This window comes from Candidatus Azobacteroides pseudotrichonymphae genomovar. CFP2 (assembly GCF_000010645.1).
In the GTDB taxonomy this organism is placed as follows: Bacteria; Bacteroidota; Bacteroidia; order Bacteroidales; family Azobacteroidaceae; genus Azobacteroides; species Azobacteroides pseudotrichonymphae.
Genome location: NC_011565.1, coordinates 847,070 through 870,469, shown reverse-complemented (window position 1 = coordinate 870,469; position 23,400 = coordinate 847,070). Strand labels below are relative to the sequence as shown.

Sequence of the window (23,400 nt, the reverse complement as noted above, 5' to 3'; positions counted from 1 at the left end):
ATTAATGAGCGTAAAAAATATATTTGCTTATGTTCTCCATTGGCATTGGAGAGAAAAGCATATTAAAGAGCCACATTTTATTCTTATACTCAGTTTTATAACTGGTATTTTGACTGCATTTGCAGGTGTTTTATTAAAAAAGATCATTTGTCTTATACAATATTTTCTAAAAAATGAAATATATACCACTTATAACGAATACTCATACCTTGTTTGTCCTGCAATAGGAATTTTATTCTCTGGATTGTTTGTGAAATTTATTGCTAAAAATGATATAGGGCATGGAATTACTAAAATTCTCTATGCTATTTCTCAACGAAAAAGTCGTCTCAAAATGCACAATTTATGGACTTCATTGATAGCAAGTTCTGTTACAATAGGATTTGGAGGATCTGTTGGAGCAGAAGCTCCAAGTGTTATAACAGGTTCAGCTATTGGCTCCAATTTGGGACGATTGTTCAAAATGGACCAAAAAACACTTATGTTGTTAATAAGTTGTGGGGCAGCAGGAGCTATTGCTGGGGTTTTCAAGGCACCTATTGCAGGATTACTCTTTACAATTGAAGTGTTGATGCTAGATTTAACCACTGTCTCGGTTCTTCCACTTTTAATTTCTTCTGTAACAGCAGCCAGTATTTCTTATATTTTTACAGGTTCCGAAGCTATGTTTAAATACAATCAAACAGTAGCACATGATATAAAAAATATTCCATATGTTTTGTTGTTAGGTGTAACCTGTGGATTGATTACCGTCTATTTTGTACGAGTGTTGATTTGGATAGAAAGTATTTTTAATCGTTTAAAAAATTATTGGCAACGCTTTGCTCTGGGTGCTGTTATACTGAATATTCTTGTTTTTTTATTCCCTCCTCTTTATGGAGAAGGTTATGATATTATTGACGATCTTATCAATAACCAATACGATCAAATACTCAATAATACGTTTGTTTCAGGTATGAATATTTCTGGAGTGTCTGTTCTTTTTTTTATGCTTGTCATTTTTACAAAAGTTTTTGCTACAGGAGCTACAACTGGAGGAGGTGGATGTGGAGGGATTTTTGCCCCATCACTATTTTTAGGTTGTACTATTGGATTTATTTTTTCTCATTTATTAAATCTGCTAGGAGGGAATAATTTTTTACCAGAAAATAATTTTTCATTGATAGGAATGGCTGGTATGATGTCAGCAATATTACATGCTCCATTAACGGCTATTTTCTTAATTGCTGAATTAACAGGTGGATTTGGCCTTTTCTTGCCATTGATGATCGTTTCTAGCAGTGCTTATTTCACCATCTTGCTTTTTGAAAAATACAGTATCCATTCCATTCGTTTAGCAAACGAAGGTAAGCTTCTTACTCATGATAAAGATCATGCTGTATTAAATTTTTTATGCGTGAACACACTTATAGAAACTGATTTTCAGACTATTTATCCAGAAATGACATTAGGGGATATGGTTAAAGTCATTGCACAATCCAATCGAAGTGTTTATCCTGTTATTGATAGTAATGGTATTTTGCAGGGTGTTGTATTATGGGACAATATTCGTAATATCATGTTTCGTCCAGAATTATACGAACGATTCAATGTTGAGAAATTTATGATTTCGTCTTTAACGAAAATCAGAAATGATATGTCTATGGATGAAATTATGTATTTGTTTGAAGATAGTAAAGCATGGAATCTTCCAGTTATAGACAAGGAAAAGCATTATATAGGGATGATATCAAAATCTAAGATATTTAGTGCTTACAGAGATGTATTGCAAAAGAATTTTGCAGAAGATTAAATCTTATTTTAGTTTCAGTATCAGTATCAGTTTGAATTATAACTCATGAATAAAGTTTAATAATTTTTGTGTTATAGAGAGAACACTACTAAATAGTATTCTTCCGGAGAGGATTTTTTAATTGGAATACTATATCTTTGTACGATTTTTAGTTGAGAGGGAAAGGAATCTGTATGTTCACAAATGAGTTATTTATTTACATCCGAATCGGTATCTGAAGGTCATCCAGACAAAGTAGCAGACCAGATATCTGATGCTATATTAGATTATTTCATTGCGTATGATACTAATTCTAAGGTGGCGTGTGAAACATTAGTAACTAGTGGACAGATAATATTGGCAGGGGAGGTAAAGTCTAAAGTATATTTAGATATCCCCGAAATAGTTAGAGAAGTGATAGAAGGTATAGGCTATACAAAAAGTGAATATCATTTTGAGTCTAAATCCTCTGGTATAATTAGTCTTATTCATGAGCAATCAAATGATATAAGTCGAGGCATAGAGAGAGAGAGTCCCCTTGATCAAGGGGCAGGCGACCAAGGGATGATGTTTGGTTACGCTACGAATGAAACAGCCAATTACATACCTTTATCTTTAGATTTGTCTCACCAATTAATGAAAGAATTAACTAATATCCGAAAGTACGAGCCTGAGCTAATGCCTTATCTTCGTCCTGATGCTAAGTCACAAGTAACTATTCGTTATCACGATAACGATATCCCTAAAAGTATAGATACTATTGTTATATCTACACAACACGATGAGTTTGATACAGCGGAAGTTATGCAATCAAAAATTATGAAGGATGTTAGAAACATTTTAATTCCTCGAATTAAGGCTAATTATTCTGAAAATATACAAGCTTTGTTTGATGACAAAATCAAATATTATATCAATCCGACAGGGAAATTTGTTATTGGTGGTCCCCATGGTGATGCAGGATTAACAGGTAGAAAAATCATTGTAGATACTTACGGAGGAAGAGGTGCTCATGGTGGTGGTGCTTTTTCGGGTAAAGACCCTTCTAAAGTAGACCGTTCTGCAGCTTATGCTGCTCGCCATATTGCTAAAAATCTAGTAGCAGCAGGTGTATCTGAAGAAGTATTAGTACAAGTATCCTACGCAATAGGCGTTACTAAACCCATAAATATCTTTGTCAATACTTATGGTAAAAGTAAGGTCAAATTGACAGATAGTCAAATAGCAGAAAGAGTATTGGAAATATTTGACTTACGTCCCAAAGCAATTGAAAATCGTTTGAAACTTCGCAATCCAATTTATAAAGAAACGGCGGCCTATGGACATATGGGACGTCTACCAAAAATAGTAAAAAAAGTGTTTACCCCTCGGTATGCGAATGTAGCAAAGTCCAAAGACCTAAAAAAAGAACTAAAAGTAGAATTGTTTACCTGGGAGAAATTAGACTATGTAAAAAAAATTAGGAAAATTTTTCAATAAAAAACGTGAAACAAGAGTTGATAAATGAACTTATTCAGTTAGCATTTAAGGAAGATATCGGAGAATGTGACCATACAACTTTTGCAACTGTTCCTCCTTTATCAAAAGGGGAAATGAAGTTGATAATAAAGGAAGAAGGTATTTTGGCTGGGGTGGAAATTGCTAAGCAAATATTTTATACATTTGATTCAAATTTGAATGTAAGTGTTTACGTTTCAGATGGGAGAGAAGTAAAGCAAGGAGATGTGGTTTTTACAGTAGAAGGAAAGATCCGGTCTTTACTTCAGACCGAGCGATTGGTATTGAATGTTATGCAACGCATGAGTGGAATTTCTACTATTACTCGTAAGTATGTTAAAAAATTAGAAGGTACAAATACTCGTCTATTAGATACTCGTAAAACAACGCCATGTGTACGTGTGCTTGAAAAAGAAGCCGTTCGGATTGGTGGTGGAGATAATCATCGTATGGGTCTTTTTGATATGATATTAATAAAGGATAACCATGTGGATTTTGCAGGAGGTATACGGAATGCCATTATCCAAACAAAAAAATATCTCAAGAAGAAGAAATTGCAGCTTCCAATTGAGATAGAGGTACGTACCTTTGACGAATTAGATGAGGTGTTAGAAACAGGAAATATAGATCGTATTATGTTAGATAATTTCGATGTAGTAAATGCCCGTAGAGCTGTTGAACGAGTAAATGGTAGATATAAGCTTGAATCTTCGGGAAAGATTACTTATGACACTATTCGTGATTATGCTGAAGTGGGTATAGATTATATTTCTATTGGAGCATTAACTCATTCTGCAAAGAGTCTTGATATGAGTTTAAAAGCTATGGGCAATAAATAAAAAACAAATTTGCATTTTAGTTTTGATTCAAAAAGAAATAGCAAAAACGTGTGAAATTTTGAGGAACGGAGGAATTGTTCTCTATCCTACTGATACTATCTGGGGACTTGGGTGTGATGCCTCCAACGAAGAGGCAGTGGAGCGGATCTTTTTTATTAAAAAGCGTCCTAATACTAGGACTATGTTAATATTACTAGATTCTTTCGATGAATTGCATAATTATGTGGAAAATCTTCCTGAAATTACTCCCGATTTGATAGATATTTTTCATAAGAAACCATTAACAATTATTTACTCAGGAGCGAAAAATGTAGCTCCTAACTTGATTGCTTCCGATGGTACTTTAGGTATTCGTATAACGAAAGATTTTTTTTCTAAGCAATTATGTTTTCAATTGAAAAATCCTTTGGTATCGACCTCTGCCAATATTAGCGGTCAAGCTACTCCTACTACCTTTTCAGAAATAAGTAATGAAATTATTGAGTCTGTGGATTATGTGGTGAATTATAAAAGGAATATAATTCAATCAGCAAAGCCATCTAGTATTATTCAGATAGAGAATGGAAATTCAATAAAGGTGATACGGAAATAACGAAGAAATATGAAAATTATTTTACTGGGAAAAGAAACAATTAAAATAAAATTTTTATACGGGCAAATAGATTACTTTTTTTTTCTTGAAAAATTCTTCTTGAAAATAGTTGCTCAATTTGTATTCTATCACTCTTTTTTTAAATGGTTCCAGCTCGTCATGTAAATTCCCGCCCTTTAAACAAAGGAATCCGTTAGGTAAAGTATTTTGTTGCTTTATACTGATATTTTTCTGTGTAATATTCACCAATTCTAATAAGGGCATTGCTGCACGACTGATAATAAAATCAAATTGTCCTCGCTCATATTCTGCTCGCATACATTTGCATTTTACATTTCTTAAATTAAGTTTGCTGATGATATTTTCTAGTATTTTTATTTTTTTCGCTGTGCTATCCAAAAGAAGAAACCGAACATTTGGGAACAAAATAGCCAACGGTACTCCTGGAAAACCACCCCCTGTCCCCACATCCAATATTGTGGAATAATCGCAAAAGGATATTATTTGTGCAATACCTAGGGAATGTAGTACATGTCTCTCGTATAAATTTCCTATATCTTTTCTTGAAATAAGATTGGCTTTTCTATTCCAATTTGTATACAAATCACGTAAAGCAAAAAATTGTACTTTTTGCTCGTGTACAATATAGGGGAAATATTTTACTAGACTATTTTCAAAATGCACCAATCTACTAACATTGATAAATTGCTGAGGTAAATTATTTTTAACTTTTTTATCGATTGACACAACAAAGCCAATTGGAGGTTCGGGATAAAAAATTAGGAGGAAATTTGTTTTATTTTCCTCCTACAGTTTCCTAGGTTCGAGCAAATTACTTGCCTCCTTCCGGAGATTTTTCTTCATTTGCCTTTGGTTCTTCCTCAGAAGGTGATGATTTTTGACTGTCATCACTCTCATCAGAAGTCGGATTTTTTCCTACTTGTTCTGTTCCTTCTGTAGGGCTTCCTTCTTGACCTTCTTGTGATCCTTTGTTTTTGTTACAAGAACCAAAACAAATAACAGAAAAAAAAGCTGCAAACAATACTAATTTTTTCATTTTGTAGCGATTAAAACAACTTAAAAATTATATCAATTTCCCTCACGGAAATTACAGCTACAAATGTAATGTAATTTTTTAATACGTTATATCATATTTACATAAATATTTTTATGTCTTGATTTGTAAAATGTGTTATTTTTACGAAATGAATATTGTGATCATAGGCGCTGGACGCGTAGGATTAGTAACAGGGTCTTGTTTTGCTGAAATGGGAAACAATGTTACTGTTATAGACATTGACGAAAATAAAATACAAAGACTTCGGGAAAATATTGTTTCTTTTTACGAACCTGATTTAGAAAGATTGGTCCGAAAAAACCATAAAGTAGGTCGTTTACATTTTGAAATTGATTTAGCAAATTGTCTAAAAAGGGTGAAGGCAATTTTTATTGCTGTAGGAACTCCTTCAAATAATGATGGAACTGCTAATTTGTGTCAAGTATTAGAAGCTTCCCGTAACATAGGGAGAAATATAAAACACGATATTTTAGTAGTTATCAAAAGTACAGTTCCAGTAGGTACTTCTCAAAAAATCAAGAGTATCATACAAGAAGAATTAGACAAAAGAAGAGTAGGCATTTCTATTGAAATAGTATCTAACCCTGAATTTCTGAAAGAGGGAACGGCTATAAAAGATTTTATGAACCCTGACAGAGTAATAGTAGGAGTAGAAAATGAAAAAGTACAGAAACTAATAGATGAATTATATAAACCATATCGAATAATTTATACTGACATTCCTTCTGCGGAGATGATTAAATATGTGGCTAATGCGATGTTGGCCACACGTATTTCGTTTATGAACGATATTGCTAACCTTTGCAGTCTGATTGGTGTCGATATAAATATGGTCCGTATTGGTATCGGTTTTGATTCTCGAATTGGTACTAAATTTTTGTATTCGGGTTGTGGATACGGAGGAAGTTGTTTCCCAAAAGATATAAAAGCTCTGATTCAGATAGGTTATACAAATGGTTATGCAATGCAGCTTCTACAAGCTGTAGAAGCTGTCAATAACAATCAAAAAACAATACTCTTTGACAAACTTTTACGTATTTTTGAAAATAACTTGAAAGGGAAAATTGTTGCTCTTTGGGGTTTGTCTTTCAAGCCAAATACAGACGATATCTGTGAATCTCCTGCTTTGACACTGATTGACGCACTACTCAAAGCAGGGGCAATAATACAAGTATACGATCCTGTAGCATTGGAAGAAACAAGAAGACATTTTGGTAATAAACTGTACTATTACACGAATATGTACGATGCTGCCAAGAATGCAGATGTTCTGCTTTTGTTAACGGAATGGAAGGAATTTTATTCACCTTCGTGGGAATTATTAAAAAAAACAATGGGGCATTCAATTCTTCTTGACGGAAGAAATATTTACGACAAAAAAAAAATGCACTTAAATGGTTTCACTTACATTCATATATAGGTATATGGAAATTAAAAATAGGATTTCATTTTTTTAATATCCCTATTTTTATTTTCAATATCCCTCTGGAACAGAGAGGGTATTATGTGGAAAAATGGCAAATTTGTAAATAAACTACACATAAAGTATGTGTGACGTGTTCCTTGTGTCAGAACTCTCTGTCTTTGCATATATATTGTTAGCTCATGGTTGCAGTGACCTGGATCTCGATAATTGGCGACTGAGACTGAAAGGTTGTTTAGTTATTGTAGAATTCCCATTCTTCCAAAAATGATTTTATTTTATTCTTTGTTTTTGTTTAATTGTTTATTCCAATAAACAATTAAACAATGATATAAAGGTTTCTTTTTTTTTTTTGATTGACAAAAAGAATCTATTTGACAACGAGGTTCCAGAGTTCTTTCCCCCACCCTCTTCACTCTTCACAACCTTCTATGCCAAATAGAAGGTGTCATATTGTGCTTTTTTTGCTCCTGGACTTATACTTAAATTGATTATGGTTTCTTCTTTTCCATCATTAATATCACAGTTAGGCTTGCCTTACCAGATTTTTGCTCTATAACTTGTAATTTTTCCATCATTTTTACCGGTAAATTTTTGGAAACTAATTTTGGATTGTCTCCCAAAACACTTTTTCCCATTAACAGTAATTTCTCCATCCTTGCTCGCTTATACACCCGGTATTTTTTAGCAAATTTTCCACAATAGCATTTTCTCTCATTTTATAAGAAGAAGACATTGTATTCAATAATAGGACTGTCATCAGTTTTGTCCCAGAGAATAGCCGATAAAATAATATTGCTCTGAACCCCGGACAAAAAAATAAAAGGAGAAGGAAAACACTTCTAAAAATTTTTCATATATAAATTCCTCTTAGACTAAGAAAAGCAGGAAAAGTTTAATTCGTATTTAAAAAAAATCTTTTATTTTTCGTATTTGTATGCAAATGGGTTGTATTATTTATTTACCTTTATTGTGAATATATGATGGAATCATTACAGCAATGATGACTAAGATGACTAAAAAGCTGATTGTTGCCACAGGAAATTTGCACAAATTACAAGAAATTAAGGATATTTTAGGTGATGGTTTTAAACTTTTTTCTTTACAAGATGTTGCTTGTTTTGAAGACATTTTGGAAACTGAGTCTTCTTTAGAAGGGAATGCTTTGTTAAAAGCACAATATATTTATCAAAAATATGGATTGGATTGCTTTTCCGACGATACTGGATTGGAAGTATATGCTCTGAATTATGCGCCGGGTGTTTATTCCGCTCGTTATGCTGGAAAGGCAAAAGATTTAAAAGCCAATGTGTATAAAGTATTGAAGGAATTAGAAGGGAAAAATGATTATTCCGCTCGATTTAGAACAGTAGTTGCATTGATTTTTCGGAAGGAAAAATATTTTTTTGAAGGAATTGTGGAAGGAACAATTACGAAGGAAGAAAGAGGAACGGCTGGATTTGATTATGACTCCATATTTATTCCACAAGGATATACCCAAACATTTGCCGAATTAGGAGAAAAAATAAAAAATACTATTAGTCATAGGGCATTAGCTTTAAATAAATTAAGGAAATTTTTAAATGAAAAATAAATTTCAATTTACGGTCTTTTTAATTTATATCACATCTTGTATTGTATCAATAAATTGTTTGTAATCAATTCCTTATTTGGTTATAATTCGCTTGATTTTATCAAAAAAAAACTTATCTTCGTATTATGCTGCGTGATTGTGGATGGGAAAAGATAAAAAATTAATCTAACCCAAATAAAAAACTAAATCATTTTCTAAATGGCCAAAGTAGACTTAAGTAAATATGGTATCAGCAATAATATTATTGTTGTTTATAACCCTTCTTATGAAGACCTTTATAAAGCAGAAATAAACTCTGAAAACAAGGGATTTGAAAAAGGCATAGTGACTAATACAGGTGCTGTATCAGTAGATACAGGCAAATTTACCGGACGTTCTCCAAAGGATCGTTATATTGTAAAGGACCAGATAACTGAAAATACAATCTGGTGGGACGGCAATATCAATAAACCAATTTCGCGAACTATTTGGGATAATTTGAAAGATTTAACTATTAAACAGCTTAATACAGCGAAAAAACTATATATAATAGATGCTTTTTGTGGAACAAACAATGATACCCGTATGAAGGTACGTTTTATTGTTGAGGTAGCTTGGCAAGCACATTTTGTAACCAACATGTTTATTCGTCCTTCGAATTATGAATTAGATCACTATGGAGATCCTGATTTTGTAGTTTTCAATGGCTCTAAGACAACCAATCCAAAATGGAAAGAACAAGGTTTGAATTCTGAAATATATATTTTGTTTAATTTGACAGAAAAGGAACAAATTATTGGTGGTACGTGGTATGGTGGAGAAATGAAAAAGGGTATGTTTTCTATGCAAAATTATTATTTGCCTCTGAAAGGAATTGCATCTATGCATTGTTCGGCAAATGTAGGTGAAAAAGGCGATGTTGCTGTTTTTTTTGGATTATCTGGAACAGGTAAGACTACTCTTAGTGCAGATCCAAAGCGTTATTTGATTGGAGATGATGAACACGGATGGGATGATAATGGCATATTCAATTATGAAGGTGGTTGTTATGCAAAAGTGATAGATTTAAGTCAAAAAAATGAACCAGATATTTGGAATGCTATTCGTCGTGATGCTTTGCTGGAAAATGTAACTGTGAAAGCTGACGGTACTCTTGACTATTCTAAAGTAGCATCTAAAACAGAAAATACACGTGTTTCGTATCCAATTCACCACATTAATAAGATAGTACTTCCTTCGCGTGCTGGACATGCAAAAAAGATTATCTATTTATCTGCTGATGCCTTTGGTGTACTCCCTCCGGTTTCAGTATTGGATGAAAAATCTAGTCAGTACCATTTTCTTTGTGGTTATACATCTAAATTGGCTGGAACGGAACGTGGTATTACTGAACCAATTCCTTCTTTTTCTCCCGCTTTTGGTGAGGCCTTCCTTACCTTACACCCTACTCAATATGCAAACGTTTTGGCCAAAAAAATGAAAGAACATAATGCTACCGCGTATTTAGTTAATACTGGCTGGAACGGAACAAATAAGCGTATTTCTATTCAAGATACACGTGCTATTATAGATGCCATTATAGATGAATCTATTGAGAAAGCAGAAAAGATATATATTCCTATTCTTAATTTATATGTTCCAAAATCACTGAGTGGGGTATCCAAAGGTATTCTCGACCCTCGTGATACATATACCAATCGTGGAGAATGGGAAGAAAAAGCAAAATCGCTTGCGGCTAAATATATCAAAAATTTTGAACAATATCTGCCTGAAGGTGAATACTTGATTTCTTCAGGCCCCCAATTAAGTTGAGTTGAATTAGTCCTCTACCGATTTTACATATTTTCTATTCTGTTCAGCATTCGAACGGTTGCCTTGATAGCGGCTTTTGTTTGATCTACGTCTAAACCACGTGTTTTAAAATCTTTACTATTAAAACTCCATGCAATAGTTGTCTGTACTAAAGCATCAGTGCGTCCCCCCGGAGGAATAGATACATTGTAATCTTTCAATATGGGAGTTGATTTATTCAATTGAGTGTAAATTTTCCAAAGTGCTCTAGAAAAAGCATGGTACTGTCCATCACCTACAGCTGTTTGTTCATATTCCTGCCCATTAATCTCGATTCTTACAGTTGCAACTGGCCTCAAACCATGTGCTAAAGACAACGAATAATTGATAATTCGTATTTTTTCGGCATTGCCAGAATGTAGAATATCAGAAACGATATAAGGCAAATCATCTTGAGTAACAATCTCCTTCTTATCACCTAGTCTCACAATCCGTTCAGTTAATTTTTTCATAGATTCTTCATCTAATTCAATACCTGCTTCTTCTAAATTTTTTTTTATATTGGATCTCCCGGAAGTTTTACCAAGGGCATATTCTCTTAGTCGTCCAAAACGTTCTGGTAGCAAATCGTTGCAATAAAGATTACTTTTGCTATCACCGTCGGCATGGATTCCGGCACATTGAGTAAAAACATTATCTCCAATTACTGGCTTATTATTAGGAATACGAACACCCGAATAAGATTCTATTGTACGACTTGCCCAATTTAAATGTTCCTCCACAATATTCGTCTTTATTTTTAACTGATCATGAAGAGTAGCAATAACACTTGCCAATGGAGCATTGCCAGCCCTCTCGCCCAAACCATTAATAGTCGTATGAATTCCTGTAATACCAGCATTGACCGCAGCAAAAACGTTTCCTACTGCTAAATCATAATCGTTATGTGCATGAAAATCCAACTGAATGTTAGGATACCTTTCACGAATTCTTTTACAAAATATATTAGTGTTAAATGGATTGAGAATTCCCAGTGTATCAGGAAGCATGAAATGTTGAATATTTGTATCCTTCAAATTATCCATCAAAAAGAAAACATAGTCAGGATTGTCGGTCATTCCATTTGACCAATCTTCCAAATAAATATTAATAATAATATCCATTTTTTTTGCATTTCTCAATACTTCTTTGATGTCAACAAGATGTTGTTCAGGTGTTTTCCTAAGTTGTTTAGTACAATGTTTAAGAGAACCTTTGCAAAGTAAATTCATTACTTTACACCCAGTACTTTTTACCCAGTTCAATGAAATTGTATTATCTACAAAACCCAATACTTCTATACGATCTATATAGTTATTCGCAATAGCCCAACGAACAATTCGCTTTACAGTTTCATATTCTCCTTCCGACACTTTTGCCGAAGCAATTTCTATGCGATCAATATTCAAATCTACCAACAAAATACGAGCAATATGCAGTTTTTCACTACTGGCAAAGGAAACACCAGAAGTTTGTTCGCCGTCGCGCAAAGTTGTATCTAATATTTCAATATTCACAATTACGTTCGTATTCTTCTATTTTATATTTTTTATCTAATAAAAAATCAATGTCATCAAAACCATTTAAGAAGCATTCTTTTTTATAAGCATTAATTATAAATTTTTCCAATTGTCTAGTGGAATTATTATTAATTATTTGATTTTCAAGATCAATAGTTAACGTTGTTTTTGGATTTTTATTAACACTTTCAAATATTTGAGAAAGAAAAGTTTCAGAAACTACTAATGGAAGAACAAAATTATTCATTGCATTATTCTTAAAAATATCTGCAAAAAAACTAGATATTACTACCTTAAATCCATAATCCGCAATTGCCCATGCTGCATGTTCTCTACTAGAACCACTACCAAAATTCTTACCCGTTACCAATATTTTACTTTCATTATAAATAGGATTATTTAATACAAAAGATGATATTGCATTATTGTTCTTGTCGTAACGCCAATCACGAAAGAGGTTATTACCAAATCCTTCCTTAGAAATAGCTTTTAAGAAACGTGCCGGAATAATTTGGTCAGTATCAATATTTTGTATTGGCAAAGGCACTACTGTACTTGTTAATGTTACAAATTTTTCCATATATTACAATAGCATTATGCTAGCATTATCCATTATGTATTTTTAACAAATTGTTCTCGGGTCCGTTATTTCCCCTGTTATAGCTGAAGCAGCAGCGATCAATACTCCAGATAAAATCGTTCTTGCCCCGGGTCCTTGTCTACCTTCAAAGTTACGATTAGAAGTAGATACGACATACTTGCCTGCTGGAATTTTATCCTCATTCATAGATAAACAAGCAGAACACCCTGGCTGACGAATTTCAAATCCAGCATCTTTCAAAATTTTATCTAATCTTTCTTCTCTAATCTGTCTATCTACTTTTTGCGAACCAGGAACAAGCCATGCAATAATACTGTCTGCCTTTCTCTTCCCTCTCACGAAGTTAGCAAAGATTCTGAAATCTTCTATTCTTCCATTGGTACAACTTCCCAAAAATATATAATCGATAGGTTTTCCTACAATTTTTTCCCCTGGTTTAAACCCCATATACTTCAACGCTTTTAAGAAAGAAATTTGGCTTGTTTCTTCAATATTTTCTATTGTGGGAATAACATCATTGATATTCATACTCATTCCAGGATTCGTTCCATAAGTTATCATAGGTTCAATGTTAGCTGCATCAAAAATAACTTCCTTATTGAAGGAGGCATTCACATCACTTTTCAATGTTTGCCAATAAGCTAAAAATTTGCTCCAATCTTTCCCTTTTGGAGCAAATTCACAATTTTTGATATATTCAAATGTTGTCTCATCTGGAGCAATTATTCCTCCTCTTGCTCCCATTTCGATAGAAAGATTACAAAGTGTCAGGCGACTTTCCATTGAAAGACTTTCAATTGCTTCTCCCGCATATTCTATAAAATATCCAGTTGCACCTCCAGTGTTCATTTGGGAAATAATATATAATGATATATCCTTAGCACTAACACTTGGTTTTAATCGTCCTCTTACTGTAATTCGCATGGTTTTGGGACGAATTTGAAGAATACATTGTGTAGCTAAAACCATTTCCACTTCACTTGTCCCAATACCAAAAGCTATTGCCCCCAGTGCACCATGTGTAGAAGTATGGGAATCTCCACATACTATAGTCATCCCAGGTAAAGACAACCCTGTTTCAGGACCAACTACATGTATAATACCATTAGAAACATGTCCTATTGGATAATAATTAACTCCAAATTCTTTAGCATTTTTATCTAAAATATCTACTTGTTTCCTTGAAACAGGATCTTGAATAGGTAGATTTTGATTTTGAGTTGGGACGTTATGGTCAGGTATACAAGTAATTCGTTGTGGACGAAAAACTTTCAATCCTCTCTTTCTCAATCCTTCAAACGCTTGCGGACTAGTTACCTCATGACAATACATTCTATCTATATATAATTGTGTAGGGCCATCTTCTACAGTAGTTACGATATGCCTATTCCAAATTTTCTCAAACAAAGTCTGTCCCATAAAATAATATTTTAATTATTCTACAAATTTATTTATCGCATCTATAAACGCTTCTACTGAAGCAGCAACAATATCAGTATTGGCTGCAAAACCATAGTAATTAACATCATTGTATTTTACTTGCATATGGACTTTCCCCACATCGTTACTGCCTTTATTTATAGCTTGGATCAAAAACTCTTGAATAACCATTTGCCTGTGAATAATCTGCTTTACCGCTCTAATAGCTGCATCTACAGGTCCATTCCCTGAAGCAGCAGCTTCAAATTTTTCACCTGCAATATTCAGGCAAATAGAAGCCACCGGTAAAATACCCACCCCGGATGTAACTTGCAAATATTCTAATCTTATCCGATTCGATTCAGTTCGATCTTTGCCAGCAAGCATCAATATATCATCGTCATTAATATTTTTTTTATAATCAGCTAATTTGAGAAATTCTTCATAAATGTCATCCAATTTTTTTTGAGACAATTCAATTCCCAAAATATTCAATCGATACTTTAATGCAGCACGCCCACTCCTGGCGGTCAAAGCAATAATATTATTATCAATTCCTATATCTTTCGGATCTATGATTTCGTAGTTTTCACGATTTTTTAATATACCATCTTGATGAATACCTGAAGAATGGGCAAAAGCATTCCTCCCAACAATAGCTTTGTTAGGTTGAACAGGCATATTCATCAAGCTAGAAATCATGCGACTGATAGGATAAATATGCTTTGTATTAATATTAGTTCCTATATTCAACTCTTTATGGCTCTTAATAATCATTACTACTTCTTCCAAAGAAGTATTACCAGCCCGCTCTCCTATACCATTTATGGTTACCTCCACTTGACGGGCCCCATTTATAATTCCTGATATAGTATTAGCTGTTGCCATCCCCAAATCATTATGGCAATGAGTGGAAAGAATAACATTTTGGATACCTTTTACATTATCCATCAGAAATTTGATTTTTGCCCCATATTCTTCAGGAAGACAATATCCTGTAGTATCTGGAATATTTACTACTTTTGCACCAGCCTTAATAACAGCTTCAACTATCCTTGCTAAATAAACATTGTCTGTCCTTCCTGCATCTTCACAATAGAATTCAATATCTTCAACGTATTTTTTAGCATATTTTACAGATGCCACTGCTCTTTCTAAAATTTCGTCTTGCGTCGAATTGAACTTATATTTAATGTGATAAGGAGATGTGCCTATTCCGGTATGAATTCTCTTTCTTTTTGCATATTGGAGCGATTCGGCAGCTATGTCAATATCCTTTTCTATTGCACGAGTCAACGCACATATTATAGTCCATGTTACAGATTTTGAAATTTCTATTACTGAATTAAAATCTCCAGGACTGGAAATTGGAAATCCTGCTTCAATGATATCTACTCCAAGGCTCTCTAAAGATTGTGCAACCTGAATTTTTTCAATTGTATTCAATTGACAACCAGGAACTTGCTCTCCATCTCGCAAAGTAGTATCAAAAATGAATACACTATTTTTTTCGTTTAACTGCTTAGCCATTACATAGAATTTGTTTCAAAACAAAGGTAAAAATAATTTTTTCAAAACAATTATGTGACCGTTTTCGAATACAGTACACCATTTTATATAAAAAAGTAAAGCATAAACGGCAAAAAATAAACTATCAAAACGATCAAGGAATCCTCCATGTCCAGGTATAGCAAGTCCCGAATCTTTTATTTTCCAAGTACGTTTCAAGAGGGATTCTATTAGATCACCCCATGTACTAAACACAACTATGACTATACCCATCCCTATCCAATGATAGAGAGGAATTTTTTGATAGAGAGAAGTTTTTGAAAAGTAATAAGTAAAAAACAAGGAAGAGGCAAGGAGAGTAAAAATGAGCCCTCCCACAAATCCTTCCCATGACTTTTTAGGAGAGATATGCTTGGATAATTGGTGTTTCCCAAAATTAGTTCCTATAATGTAGGCAGAAGCATCATTTATCCAAATGAATATAAATAAAGCTAACAATAACTCTCTATAGTAAAAATTGTTGATGAAAGCTACAGTATTTAGTAATGATATAGGAAGGGCTACATAACATTGCCCAAATAAAATGAATGTTGCGTGTATAATAGAATCTTGATGTTTTTTGTATAATTCTGAAACAAATACAAACACAATATAGAGCAAATAAAGTAGGAATATATGAGAATAAGGGAAGACCCCAGAGGTATAAAAATAAGTAACAATAAACAATAATACGCCTCCTAGACAATGCAAATAGTGAATGTCAATTTTTTGCTTTGCATTAATCAATCCGTAAAATTCATGTAAGCAAAGAAAAATCATTATGGAAAATACAATAAAAAAAGTGTAAGAATACCAAATACCCAGTATTATAAAAAAAACGTAAACAATACTAGAAATAACTCTTATAAAAAAATTTTTCATTAGATACTTCTTGTTTTTTCCAAAAAAAAGTATTAGCCCATTTTAGTATTTATAAATTTCACCTCTTTGTATCAACTACAATTTTTTTGATCTAGAGCATTTTGTTTTTCTAATATTTCTTGTGATCGAGACAACCATTTTCGTTTCCCAAATACTTGCTCCAAATCATCAGCATAAATTACTTCTCGTTCCAATAAAATATCTGTTAATTGTTGATGTTGCTTGCTATATTCCGTAAGAATTGTTTTTGCTCTCTTGTACTGCTCTTCTACTATTCGTTGTACCTCTTTATCTATCATACGGGCAGTGTCATCACTATAAGGTTTATGAAATCCCCAATCTTGACCTGTGGCATCATAGTAATTCAAATTTGGCAAAAGTTCACTCATCCCATAGTAAACAACCATAGCGTATGCTTGTTTCGTTATTCGTTCCAAATCATTGGCAGCACCAGTCGAGATCTTCTTCAAAAACAATTCTTCAGCAGCTCTTCCACCTAAAGTAGCACATAATTCATCTTGTAATTGTTGATAAGTAGTGATTTGTCGTTCTTCTGGCATATACCAAGCTGCTCCCAAAGCCTTGCCTCGTGGAACAATAGTCACCTTTACTAAAGGATTAGCGTATTCTAACATCCAACTCAAGGAAGCATGGCCTGCCTCATGTAAAGCAATTGTTTTACGTTCTTCAACAGTTGTTACCTTTGATCTTTTTTCTAACCCTCCAATGATACGGTCTATAGCATTTGTAAAATCCTCTTTTTGGACTGATTCTTTTCCATTGCGAGCAGCAATTAGGGCAGCTTCATTGCAAACATTAGCAATATCTGCTCCCGAAAATCCGGGCGATTGACGAGCCAAAAAATCCATATTTACTGAACTATCCGTTTTAATATCTTGTAAATGAACTGCAAATATTTCTTTGCGATCATTTAATTCTGGTAATTCTACATTGATTTGTCTATCAAAACGACCAGCACGTAATAATGCTTTATCCAAAATATCCACACGATTTGTTGCTGCTAAGACAATCACACCACTATTTGAACCAAATCCATCCATTTCAGTCAATAATTGGTTCAATGTATTTTCTCGTTCATCATTAGTACCCATAATTGGATTTTTCCCGCGAGCTCTCCCGACAGCATCTATTTCATCAATGAAAATGATACAAGGATACTTCTCTTTAGCCTGATGAAATAAATCTCGAACGCGCGAAGCACCTACTCCTACAAACATTTCTACAAAATCAGAACCTGATATAGAAAAAAACGGGACATCAGCTTCCCCTGCCACAGCTTTTGCTAAAAGTGTTTTTCCTGTTCCAGGAGGACCAACTAACAAAACTCCTTTCGGAATTTTTGCTCCCAAACCAGTATATTTATTAGAATTTTTTAAAAAATCTACAATTTCCTCTACTTCCTGTTTAGCTTCTGACAATCCTGCCACATCTCTGAATGTAATTTTTTTAGAATTGGGGGAACTTTTATCATAGACTTGTGCTTTGTTCTTAACTACATTAAATATTCCCCCTCCTCCTCCAGACATTCTCTTCATAATGAATACCCAAATACATGCAAAAAAAAGAACCGGTAGAAGATTTCCAAGCAAATACCATAATAAATTGTGCCCTTCGTTATATTCTACTGTAGCATCAATAGTATATCGTGAAGCTGTCTCTTTGTAAAAATTAGCAAATTCCGTAGAGGGGACTGTTGTAGAAACAGTACCCTCTGTGCTACAAAATAAATATGAACGAGGAAAAGCATCCGTACCTAAAATACTAGCAATCTTTTCTTTTTTGATTTTAGCCGTTACTTTGTTATCATGCAAATTGACTATCATCTTACTAAAAGAATTCTGTTGAGTAAGTTGTTGAAATTCACTCCAATTAACATCTTTGTTATTGGATGCATTACGATTGGAGAAAAAGATGTAAATAAATACGGCCAACATTAAAACAAACACCCAATTTATTCCAAATCTAATAGGCTTTTTATTATCTGAAAATATATTATTATTCTTTTTCTTGCTCATAACATATCGGGGATTTCTATTATATTGGCATTAGCCCATAGATTTTCTAAATCGTAATATACCCTAAACTCAGGGATAAATAAATGCAACATTATTGTCCCGTAGTCTGTCACTATCCACTTTGCCTCTTTCATTCCTACAGCACCCAATGGCCTCTCTTGTAAGCAGCTATAAACTAAATTCCATACAGAATCGCATAATGCTAACACTTGATTTGGTATATTCCCTTGAGCTATAATGAGATATTCACAAATAGAATTTTCAAGTTTAGTTAAATCTAGAACAGTGATTTTTTTGCCTTTTTTATTTTTTAACGCTTTTAAAATTATATTTATTTTTATTAAAGAGTTGTCTTTTTCATCCATTTCAAAAAAAATTAATTAGAGAATCTGTAAAAGTAAAACTTTTTTTGCCTTAATAAAAAAACAAATCCAAAGTGCTATTTATCTGTTTTTTTGAATTATCTTGGAGGTGAAGGCTCTATTTTAAACAAAAAACTCCGTTCCATTAATAATTGTTCAACAACAGATTTTAGTTAATTAACTAAACTGGAATAGATAACAATGTTACAAGAGGATGAATATTATATGAAACAGGCTTTGTTGGAAGCCCAAAAAGCTTTCGAAAAAGCAGAAGTCCCCATTGGGGCAGTGATTGTGTCAGATAAACGAATTATTGCTCGTTCTCACAACCTTACAGAAACGCTTAATGATACAACAGCACATGCAGAAATGCAGGCAATTACCGCTGCATCAATAGCTTTAGGAGGAAAGTATTTAACAAACTGTGTGCTTTATGTCACGGTCGAACCCTGTCCGATGTGTGCAGGAGCTTTAGCGTGGGCTCAAATAAAACGTATTGTTTATGGGATAAAAGATGAAAAGCGAGGGTACCACAAGATAACTCCTTTCATTTTACATCCCAAAACAAAAGTTACTAGTAAAATACTAGCAGAAGAATCTGGTTTTTTAATGAAAAAATTCTTTAAAGATAAAAGGAATTAAGTAAGTAAAATGGATTTATGCGAAATGGTATCAAGTAAACAGCTAGTTTCAAATTCATCAATGTTGTTTGGATAAAACCAATTGATTTCTTTGTCTTTCTTAAACCATGCTATTTGTTTGCGAGAATAAATTCTTGTATTTCGTTTAATTTTTTCGATGGCAAAATCCAAAGTGTATTTTCCATCAAAAAATTGAAAAAGTTCTTTATATCCAACTGTATTTAAAGAATTAAAATGATGATAAGGATAAACTCTACGGGCTTCTTCGAGAAGTCCGTTTTCTATCATTTTATCTACACGGATACTAATTCTATTATATAATTCTTGACGCTCTCTATTTAACCCGATTTTGATGATATTGAATGAGCGTTTTTTAACATTTCCACATCGAAGTTGAGAATAAGGTTTTCCTGTCATCAAACAAATTTCTAAAGCATGAATTACTCTTTTATGATTTTTCAAATCTACCAAATTATAAAAAGTGGGGTCATGAGTCCTTAATTGTCGGAGAATTGAATCTATTCCTTCTTTCCTGTAGACAGAAAGAATATTCATACGTAACTTGGGATCTATTGTTGGAATTTCATCTATACCTCGGCAAAGAGCATCAAGATATAGCATAGAACCTCCACAGGCAATGATTGTTTGATATTTCTGATGAAGATTGGAAATGAGAGCTATTGCTTCTTTTTCGAATTTGCTTGCATTATAATAATCGGTAACAGAAAGGCTGGCTACAAAATAATGTTTTACTTGATTTAATTCTACAATAGAAGGAGCTGCTGTTCCAATAGGCAATTCTTTGTAAAGCTGCCGGGAGTCTACAGAAATAATAGGTGATTGAAAATATTTTGCTAAAAAGATAGCCACCTTTGTTTTGCCTACGGCAGTAGGACCTAACACTACTATTAAACTTCTCATATGTGTAGTTCTATTCTCTCACACAAGCGAGGTCGAGTACAATTATATCTCCATTCGCTACTTATACCCTTGTACTATGGGAGAATTCAACCCAGAAGCTTTTCTAGATTCCGGGAAGAAACCCTATTCGTTCTTTTAAATGAATATTGGCAACTCTTTCAATAAGAATGTTTGTGTTGTCCATCGCAACGCAAGAAAATACAAGAAAATCTATCGCCTCAATTCCTTTTTTCTATAATTCTATAAAACGGTCCAAATTATGTTTCCTAATATATGTTAACTTAACATCAGCTCGACATCGATTTCAAATCTTTCAATACAAAGAAAAAAACTGCTTCATCTCTGTATATATAAAAATAAGCTCTTTCAATCGAATTTAATCAAAAAATATTTGAGATAAAATTACACAGCAATACTAGATTTATAGTTAAATCTCTATTTTTTACTTACTTTTGCAAGATTTTTATTATTTAATTTGCGCTAGATGAATAGAATTGTCAAAAAAGAAATTCTCTCCGAAAACGTAGTTAAGTTGGAAGTGGAAGCTCCTTTAATTGCTAAAACGAGGAAAGCAGGACATTTTGTAATTGTGAAAATAGGTAAAAATGGAGAACGTATTCCATTGACTGTCGCAAGTGCAAATGTTCAAAAGGGTACAATTACTATAGTTATTCAGAAGGTAGGGAAATCATCTAAAAAAATCTGTGCTCTGAATAAAGGAGATAAAATTACCGATCTGGTGGGTCCATTAGGTAAAGCAACTCACATTGACAATTTTGGGTCGATTGTTTGTGCTTGTGGAGGAGTTGGAGCCGCTCCCATGCTACCAATTGTAGAAGCAATGAAAAAGGCAGGAAATAAAATAACTACTGTTTTGGCTGCACGAACTAAAGAATTAATTATTTTGGAAAAAGAAATTAGGCAGTTTTCGGATGAAGTGATCATAATAACAGATGACGGTTCATATGGAACAAAAGGACTTGTAACCAATGGTGTGGAAGCGATTATCAGGAAAGAAAAAATAGATTTATGTATAACAATTGGACCCGCTATTATGATGAAGTTTGTTTCTCTTTTGACAAAGAGGTATGATATTCCTACGGTTGCTTCCTTGAATACTATTATGGTAGATGGAACAGGAATGTGTGGTGCGTGTCGAGTTTCAGTAGGAGGAGAAACTAAATTTGTATGTGTGGATGGTCCTGAATTTGATGCTCACAAGGTTAATTTTGATGAAATGATAATGCGTTTAAACGCTTACAATTAAATTATACAAGGCCCAAAAATTATAATTTATGATTGATAAGGAATATTTAAGATCTCAACGGAAGGAATCTTGGAGAGAAAGCTTACAAAAGAGTATGAAAAATAAAGAACGCATTAGTATTCAACGCGTTAAAATGAGAGAACTGAATACAAACTACAGAATCCATAATTACGATGAGGTAAATATAGGATTGTCATTAGAACAAGCATTGTTGGAATCTAAACGTTGTTTAGATTGCCTTGATCCACAATGTATAACAGGTTGTCCTGTAGAAATCAATATTCCAAAATTCATTAAAAACATTGAGCGAAACAATATATTAGAAGCTGCTAAGGTATTAAAACAAACTTCTGCTCTGCCAGCAGTTTGTGGTAGGGTTTGTCCTCAGGAGAAACAATGTGAAAGTAAATGTGTTTATCTAAAAACTAAAGGGGAGCCAGTAGCTATTGGCTATTTGGAACGATTTGCCTCCGATTTTGAACGAGAAAACAGTTCATTATCTGTTCCTGAAATTTCTAAGAATAATGGAATTAAAATCGCTGTAGTTGGTTCAGGTCCTGCGGGATTATCCTTTGCAGGAGATATGGCTAAATTAGGATATGAAATAACCGTCTTTGAAGCTTTGCACGAAATAGGTGGTGTGTTAAAATATGGTATACCTGAATTTCGTTTACCCAATCGGATCGTAGATTTAGAGATCAATGTGCTAAAAAAAATGGGTGTTCGATTTATCAAAAATATAATTGTTGGTAAGACAATTTCATATCAAGATTTGCATGATGAGGATTATAAAGGAATTTTTGTCGCCGGAGGTGCCGGATTACCTAATTTTATGAATATCTCAGGAGAAAATCTTTCAGGAATTTTATCTTCTAACGAATATTTGACTCGTGTTAATTTAATGGGCGCTAATCGGAAAGAAGCCGATACTCCCATTTTTTTAGGTAAAAATGTGGCAGTTATTGGTGGAGGAAATACAGCGATAGATTCCGTAAGAACAGCTAGGCGCTTAGGTGCAGAAAAAGCTATAATTATTTATCGTCGTTCGGAAGAGGAAATGCCAGCACGTATAGAAGAGGTAAAACACGCCAAAGAAGAAGGAGTTATTTTTATGAACCTTTACAATCCAACTGAATATATCGGAAACGAGAAGGGACGAGTAAAACAAATAGTGCTCCAACGAATGATATTGGGAGAGCCAGATATTTCTGGTAGAAGAAAACCATCAGCAATTCCTAATTCAACTAAAATTTTGGATGTTGATGTAGTTATTGTAGCTATTGGTGTTTCTCCAAATCCACTTATTCCTAATTCCTTTAAAGGACTGAATGTAAGCAGATTGGGAACAATTACTGTGCGCCAAGACACCTTGCAAACTGACTTATCCGATGTTTACGCTGGCGGTGATATAATAAGGGGTGGTGCGACTGTAATTTTAGCAATGGGAGATGGACGCAAGGCAGCATCCTCAATGCATAGAGCTTTTAATTTAGAAAAAATAAAACAGAATTAATTTATATATTTTAGTAACCAATAAATTACCATTTTCTGTCTTTTATTTTTGATTTAATTTCACAAGAAATTATTCTACTATTTTATG

At 33.4% G+C, this 23,400-nt stretch carries 21 protein-coding genes; 10 read left to right on the top strand and 11 right to left on the bottom strand.

What is annotated here, in order from left to right; genetic code table 11:
* Positions 1-4 precede the first annotated feature (4 nt).
* The 4 genes from CFPG_RS03470 to CFPG_RS03455 all read left to right on the top strand — a co-directional run bounded on the left by CFPG_RS03470 (position 5) and on the right by CFPG_RS03455 (position 4,699).
* Complete coding sequence (locus CFPG_RS03470; protein ID WP_050720688.1) at positions 5-1,792, top strand: chloride channel protein; 1,788 nt, start codon at positions 5-7, stop codon at positions 1,790-1,792.
* 183 nt (positions 1,793-1,975) lie between these two features.
* Positions 1,976-3,250, top strand: a complete 1,275-nt coding sequence (gene metK, locus CFPG_RS03465; protein ID WP_012573622.1) for a methionine adenosyltransferase — start codon at positions 1,976-1,978, stop codon at positions 3,248-3,250.
* Positions 3,251-3,255: 5 nt separating this feature from the next.
* Positions 3,256-4,107: a carboxylating nicotinate-nucleotide diphosphorylase gene (gene nadC / locus CFPG_RS03460; protein WP_012573621.1), complete on the top strand. Its 852-nt coding sequence runs from the start codon at positions 3,256-3,258 to the stop codon at positions 4,105-4,107.
* A gap of 25 nt (positions 4,108-4,132) precedes the next feature.
* Positions 4,133-4,699 carry an L-threonylcarbamoyladenylate synthase gene (locus tag CFPG_RS03455; protein ID WP_041572547.1) on the top strand — a complete coding sequence of 189 codons (567 nt, stop codon included), beginning with the start codon at positions 4,133-4,135 and terminating at the stop codon, positions 4,697-4,699.
* Positions 4,700-4,753: 54 nt separating this feature from the next.
* Here CFPG_RS03455 and rsmG read toward each other — a convergent pair whose 3' ends face one another.
* Both rsmG and CFPG_RS03445 read right to left on the bottom strand, forming a co-directional pair.
* Positions 4,754-5,383 carry a 16S rRNA (guanine(527)-N(7))-methyltransferase RsmG gene (rsmG, locus tag CFPG_RS03450; protein ID WP_012573619.1) on the bottom strand — a complete coding sequence of 210 codons (630 nt, stop codon included), beginning with the start codon at positions 5,381-5,383 and terminating at the stop codon, positions 4,754-4,756.
* Positions 5,384-5,531: 148 nt separating this feature from the next.
* Positions 5,532-5,756: a hypothetical protein gene (locus CFPG_RS03445; RefSeq protein ID WP_041572420.1), complete on the bottom strand. Its 225-nt coding sequence runs from the start codon at positions 5,754-5,756 to the stop codon at positions 5,532-5,534.
* A gap of 148 nt (positions 5,757-5,904) precedes the next feature.
* On the opposite strand from CFPG_RS03445, the gene CFPG_RS03440 reads away from it, so the two are divergent.
* The gene (locus CFPG_RS03440; RefSeq protein WP_012573618.1) at positions 5,905-7,197 is read left to right on the top strand and encodes a UDP-glucose dehydrogenase family protein; all 1,293 of its coding nucleotides are present in this window, start codon (positions 5,905-5,907) and stop codon (positions 7,195-7,197) included.
* A gap of 494 nt (positions 7,198-7,691) precedes the next feature.
* On the opposite strand, the gene CFPG_RS05520 is transcribed toward CFPG_RS03440, so the two are convergent.
* Entirely contained in the window at positions 7,692-7,856 is a 165-nt protein-coding gene (locus CFPG_RS05520; protein ID WP_265347966.1) for a hypothetical protein, read from the bottom strand.
* 356 nt (positions 7,857-8,212) lie between these two features.
* Here CFPG_RS05520 and CFPG_RS03435 point away from each other — a divergent pair, with 356 nt between their 5' ends.
* Together CFPG_RS03435 and pckA are read left to right on the top strand one after the other, a co-directional pair.
* Complete coding sequence (locus CFPG_RS03435; RefSeq protein ID WP_012573617.1) at positions 8,213-8,794, top strand: non-canonical purine NTP diphosphatase; 582 nt, start codon at positions 8,213-8,215, stop codon at positions 8,792-8,794.
* A 198-nt stretch (positions 8,795-8,992) separates the two neighbouring features.
* Entirely contained in the window at positions 8,993-10,585 is a 1,593-nt protein-coding gene (gene pckA, locus CFPG_RS03430; protein ID WP_012573616.1) for a phosphoenolpyruvate carboxykinase (ATP), read from the top strand.
* A 23-nt stretch (positions 10,586-10,608) separates the two neighbouring features.
* Here pckA and CFPG_RS03425 read toward each other — a convergent pair whose 3' ends face one another.
* The 7 genes from CFPG_RS03425 to rsfS all read right to left on the bottom strand — a co-directional run bounded on the left by CFPG_RS03425 (position 10,609) and on the right by rsfS (position 18,974).
* The gene (locus CFPG_RS03425) at positions 10,609-12,120 is read right to left on the bottom strand and encodes an alpha-isopropylmalate synthase regulatory domain-containing protein (RefSeq protein ID WP_012573615.1); all 1,512 of its coding nucleotides are present in this window, start codon (positions 12,118-12,120) and stop codon (positions 10,609-10,611) included.
* Positions 12,110-12,703: a 3-isopropylmalate dehydratase small subunit gene (gene leuD, locus CFPG_RS03420; RefSeq protein ID WP_012573614.1), complete on the bottom strand. Its 594-nt coding sequence runs from the start codon at positions 12,701-12,703 to the stop codon at positions 12,110-12,112. Before leuD ends, CFPG_RS03425 begins: the two co-directional genes overlap by 11 nt.
* Before the next feature lie 42 nt (positions 12,704-12,745).
* The gene (gene leuC / locus CFPG_RS03415) at positions 12,746-14,143 is read right to left on the bottom strand and encodes a 3-isopropylmalate dehydratase large subunit (protein WP_012573613.1); all 1,398 of its coding nucleotides are present in this window, start codon (positions 14,141-14,143) and stop codon (positions 12,746-12,748) included.
* A 15-nt stretch (positions 14,144-14,158) separates the two neighbouring features.
* Complete coding sequence (locus tag CFPG_RS03410) at positions 14,159-15,673, bottom strand: 2-isopropylmalate synthase (RefSeq protein WP_012573612.1); 1,515 nt, start codon at positions 15,671-15,673, stop codon at positions 14,159-14,161.
* A 15-nt stretch (positions 15,674-15,688) separates the two neighbouring features.
* Positions 15,689-16,573: a phosphatidate cytidylyltransferase gene (locus CFPG_RS03405; RefSeq protein WP_012573611.1), complete on the bottom strand. Its 885-nt coding sequence runs from the start codon at positions 16,571-16,573 to the stop codon at positions 15,689-15,691.
* A 71-nt stretch (positions 16,574-16,644) separates the two neighbouring features.
* A complete protein-coding gene (ftsH, locus tag CFPG_RS03400; protein WP_012573610.1) occupies positions 16,645-18,609 on the bottom strand; it encodes an ATP-dependent zinc metalloprotease FtsH in 1,965 nt (654 codons plus the stop codon).
* Entirely contained in the window at positions 18,606-18,974 is a 369-nt protein-coding gene (rsfS, locus tag CFPG_RS03395) for a ribosome silencing factor (protein WP_012573609.1), read from the bottom strand. The genes ftsH and rsfS overlap by 4 nt, the downstream gene beginning before the upstream one ends.
* A gap of 198 nt (positions 18,975-19,172) precedes the next feature.
* On the opposite strand from rsfS, the gene CFPG_RS03390 reads away from it, so the two are divergent.
* A complete protein-coding gene (locus tag CFPG_RS03390) occupies positions 19,173-19,613 on the top strand; it encodes a nucleoside deaminase (protein WP_012573608.1) in 441 nt (146 codons plus the stop codon).
* Here CFPG_RS03390 and miaA read toward each other — a convergent pair.
* Complete coding sequence (miaA, locus tag CFPG_RS03385; RefSeq protein WP_012573607.1) at positions 19,610-20,533, bottom strand: tRNA (adenosine(37)-N6)-dimethylallyltransferase MiaA; 924 nt, start codon at positions 20,531-20,533, stop codon at positions 19,610-19,612. The two genes, CFPG_RS03390 and miaA, sit on opposite strands and share 4 nt — an antisense overlap.
* 484 nt (positions 20,534-21,017) lie before the next feature.
* Here miaA and CFPG_RS03380 point away from each other — a divergent pair, with 484 nt between their 5' ends.
* Positions 21,018-21,800 carry a sulfide/dihydroorotate dehydrogenase-like FAD/NAD-binding protein gene (locus CFPG_RS03380; RefSeq protein WP_012573606.1) on the top strand — a complete coding sequence of 261 codons (783 nt, stop codon included), beginning with the start codon at positions 21,018-21,020 and terminating at the stop codon, positions 21,798-21,800.
* A 28-nt stretch (positions 21,801-21,828) separates the two neighbouring features.
* Positions 21,829-23,313, top strand: a complete 1,485-nt coding sequence (gltA, locus tag CFPG_RS03375) for an NADPH-dependent glutamate synthase (RefSeq protein ID WP_012573605.1) — start codon at positions 21,829-21,831, stop codon at positions 23,311-23,313.
* Positions 23,314-23,400 lie beyond the last annotated feature (87 nt).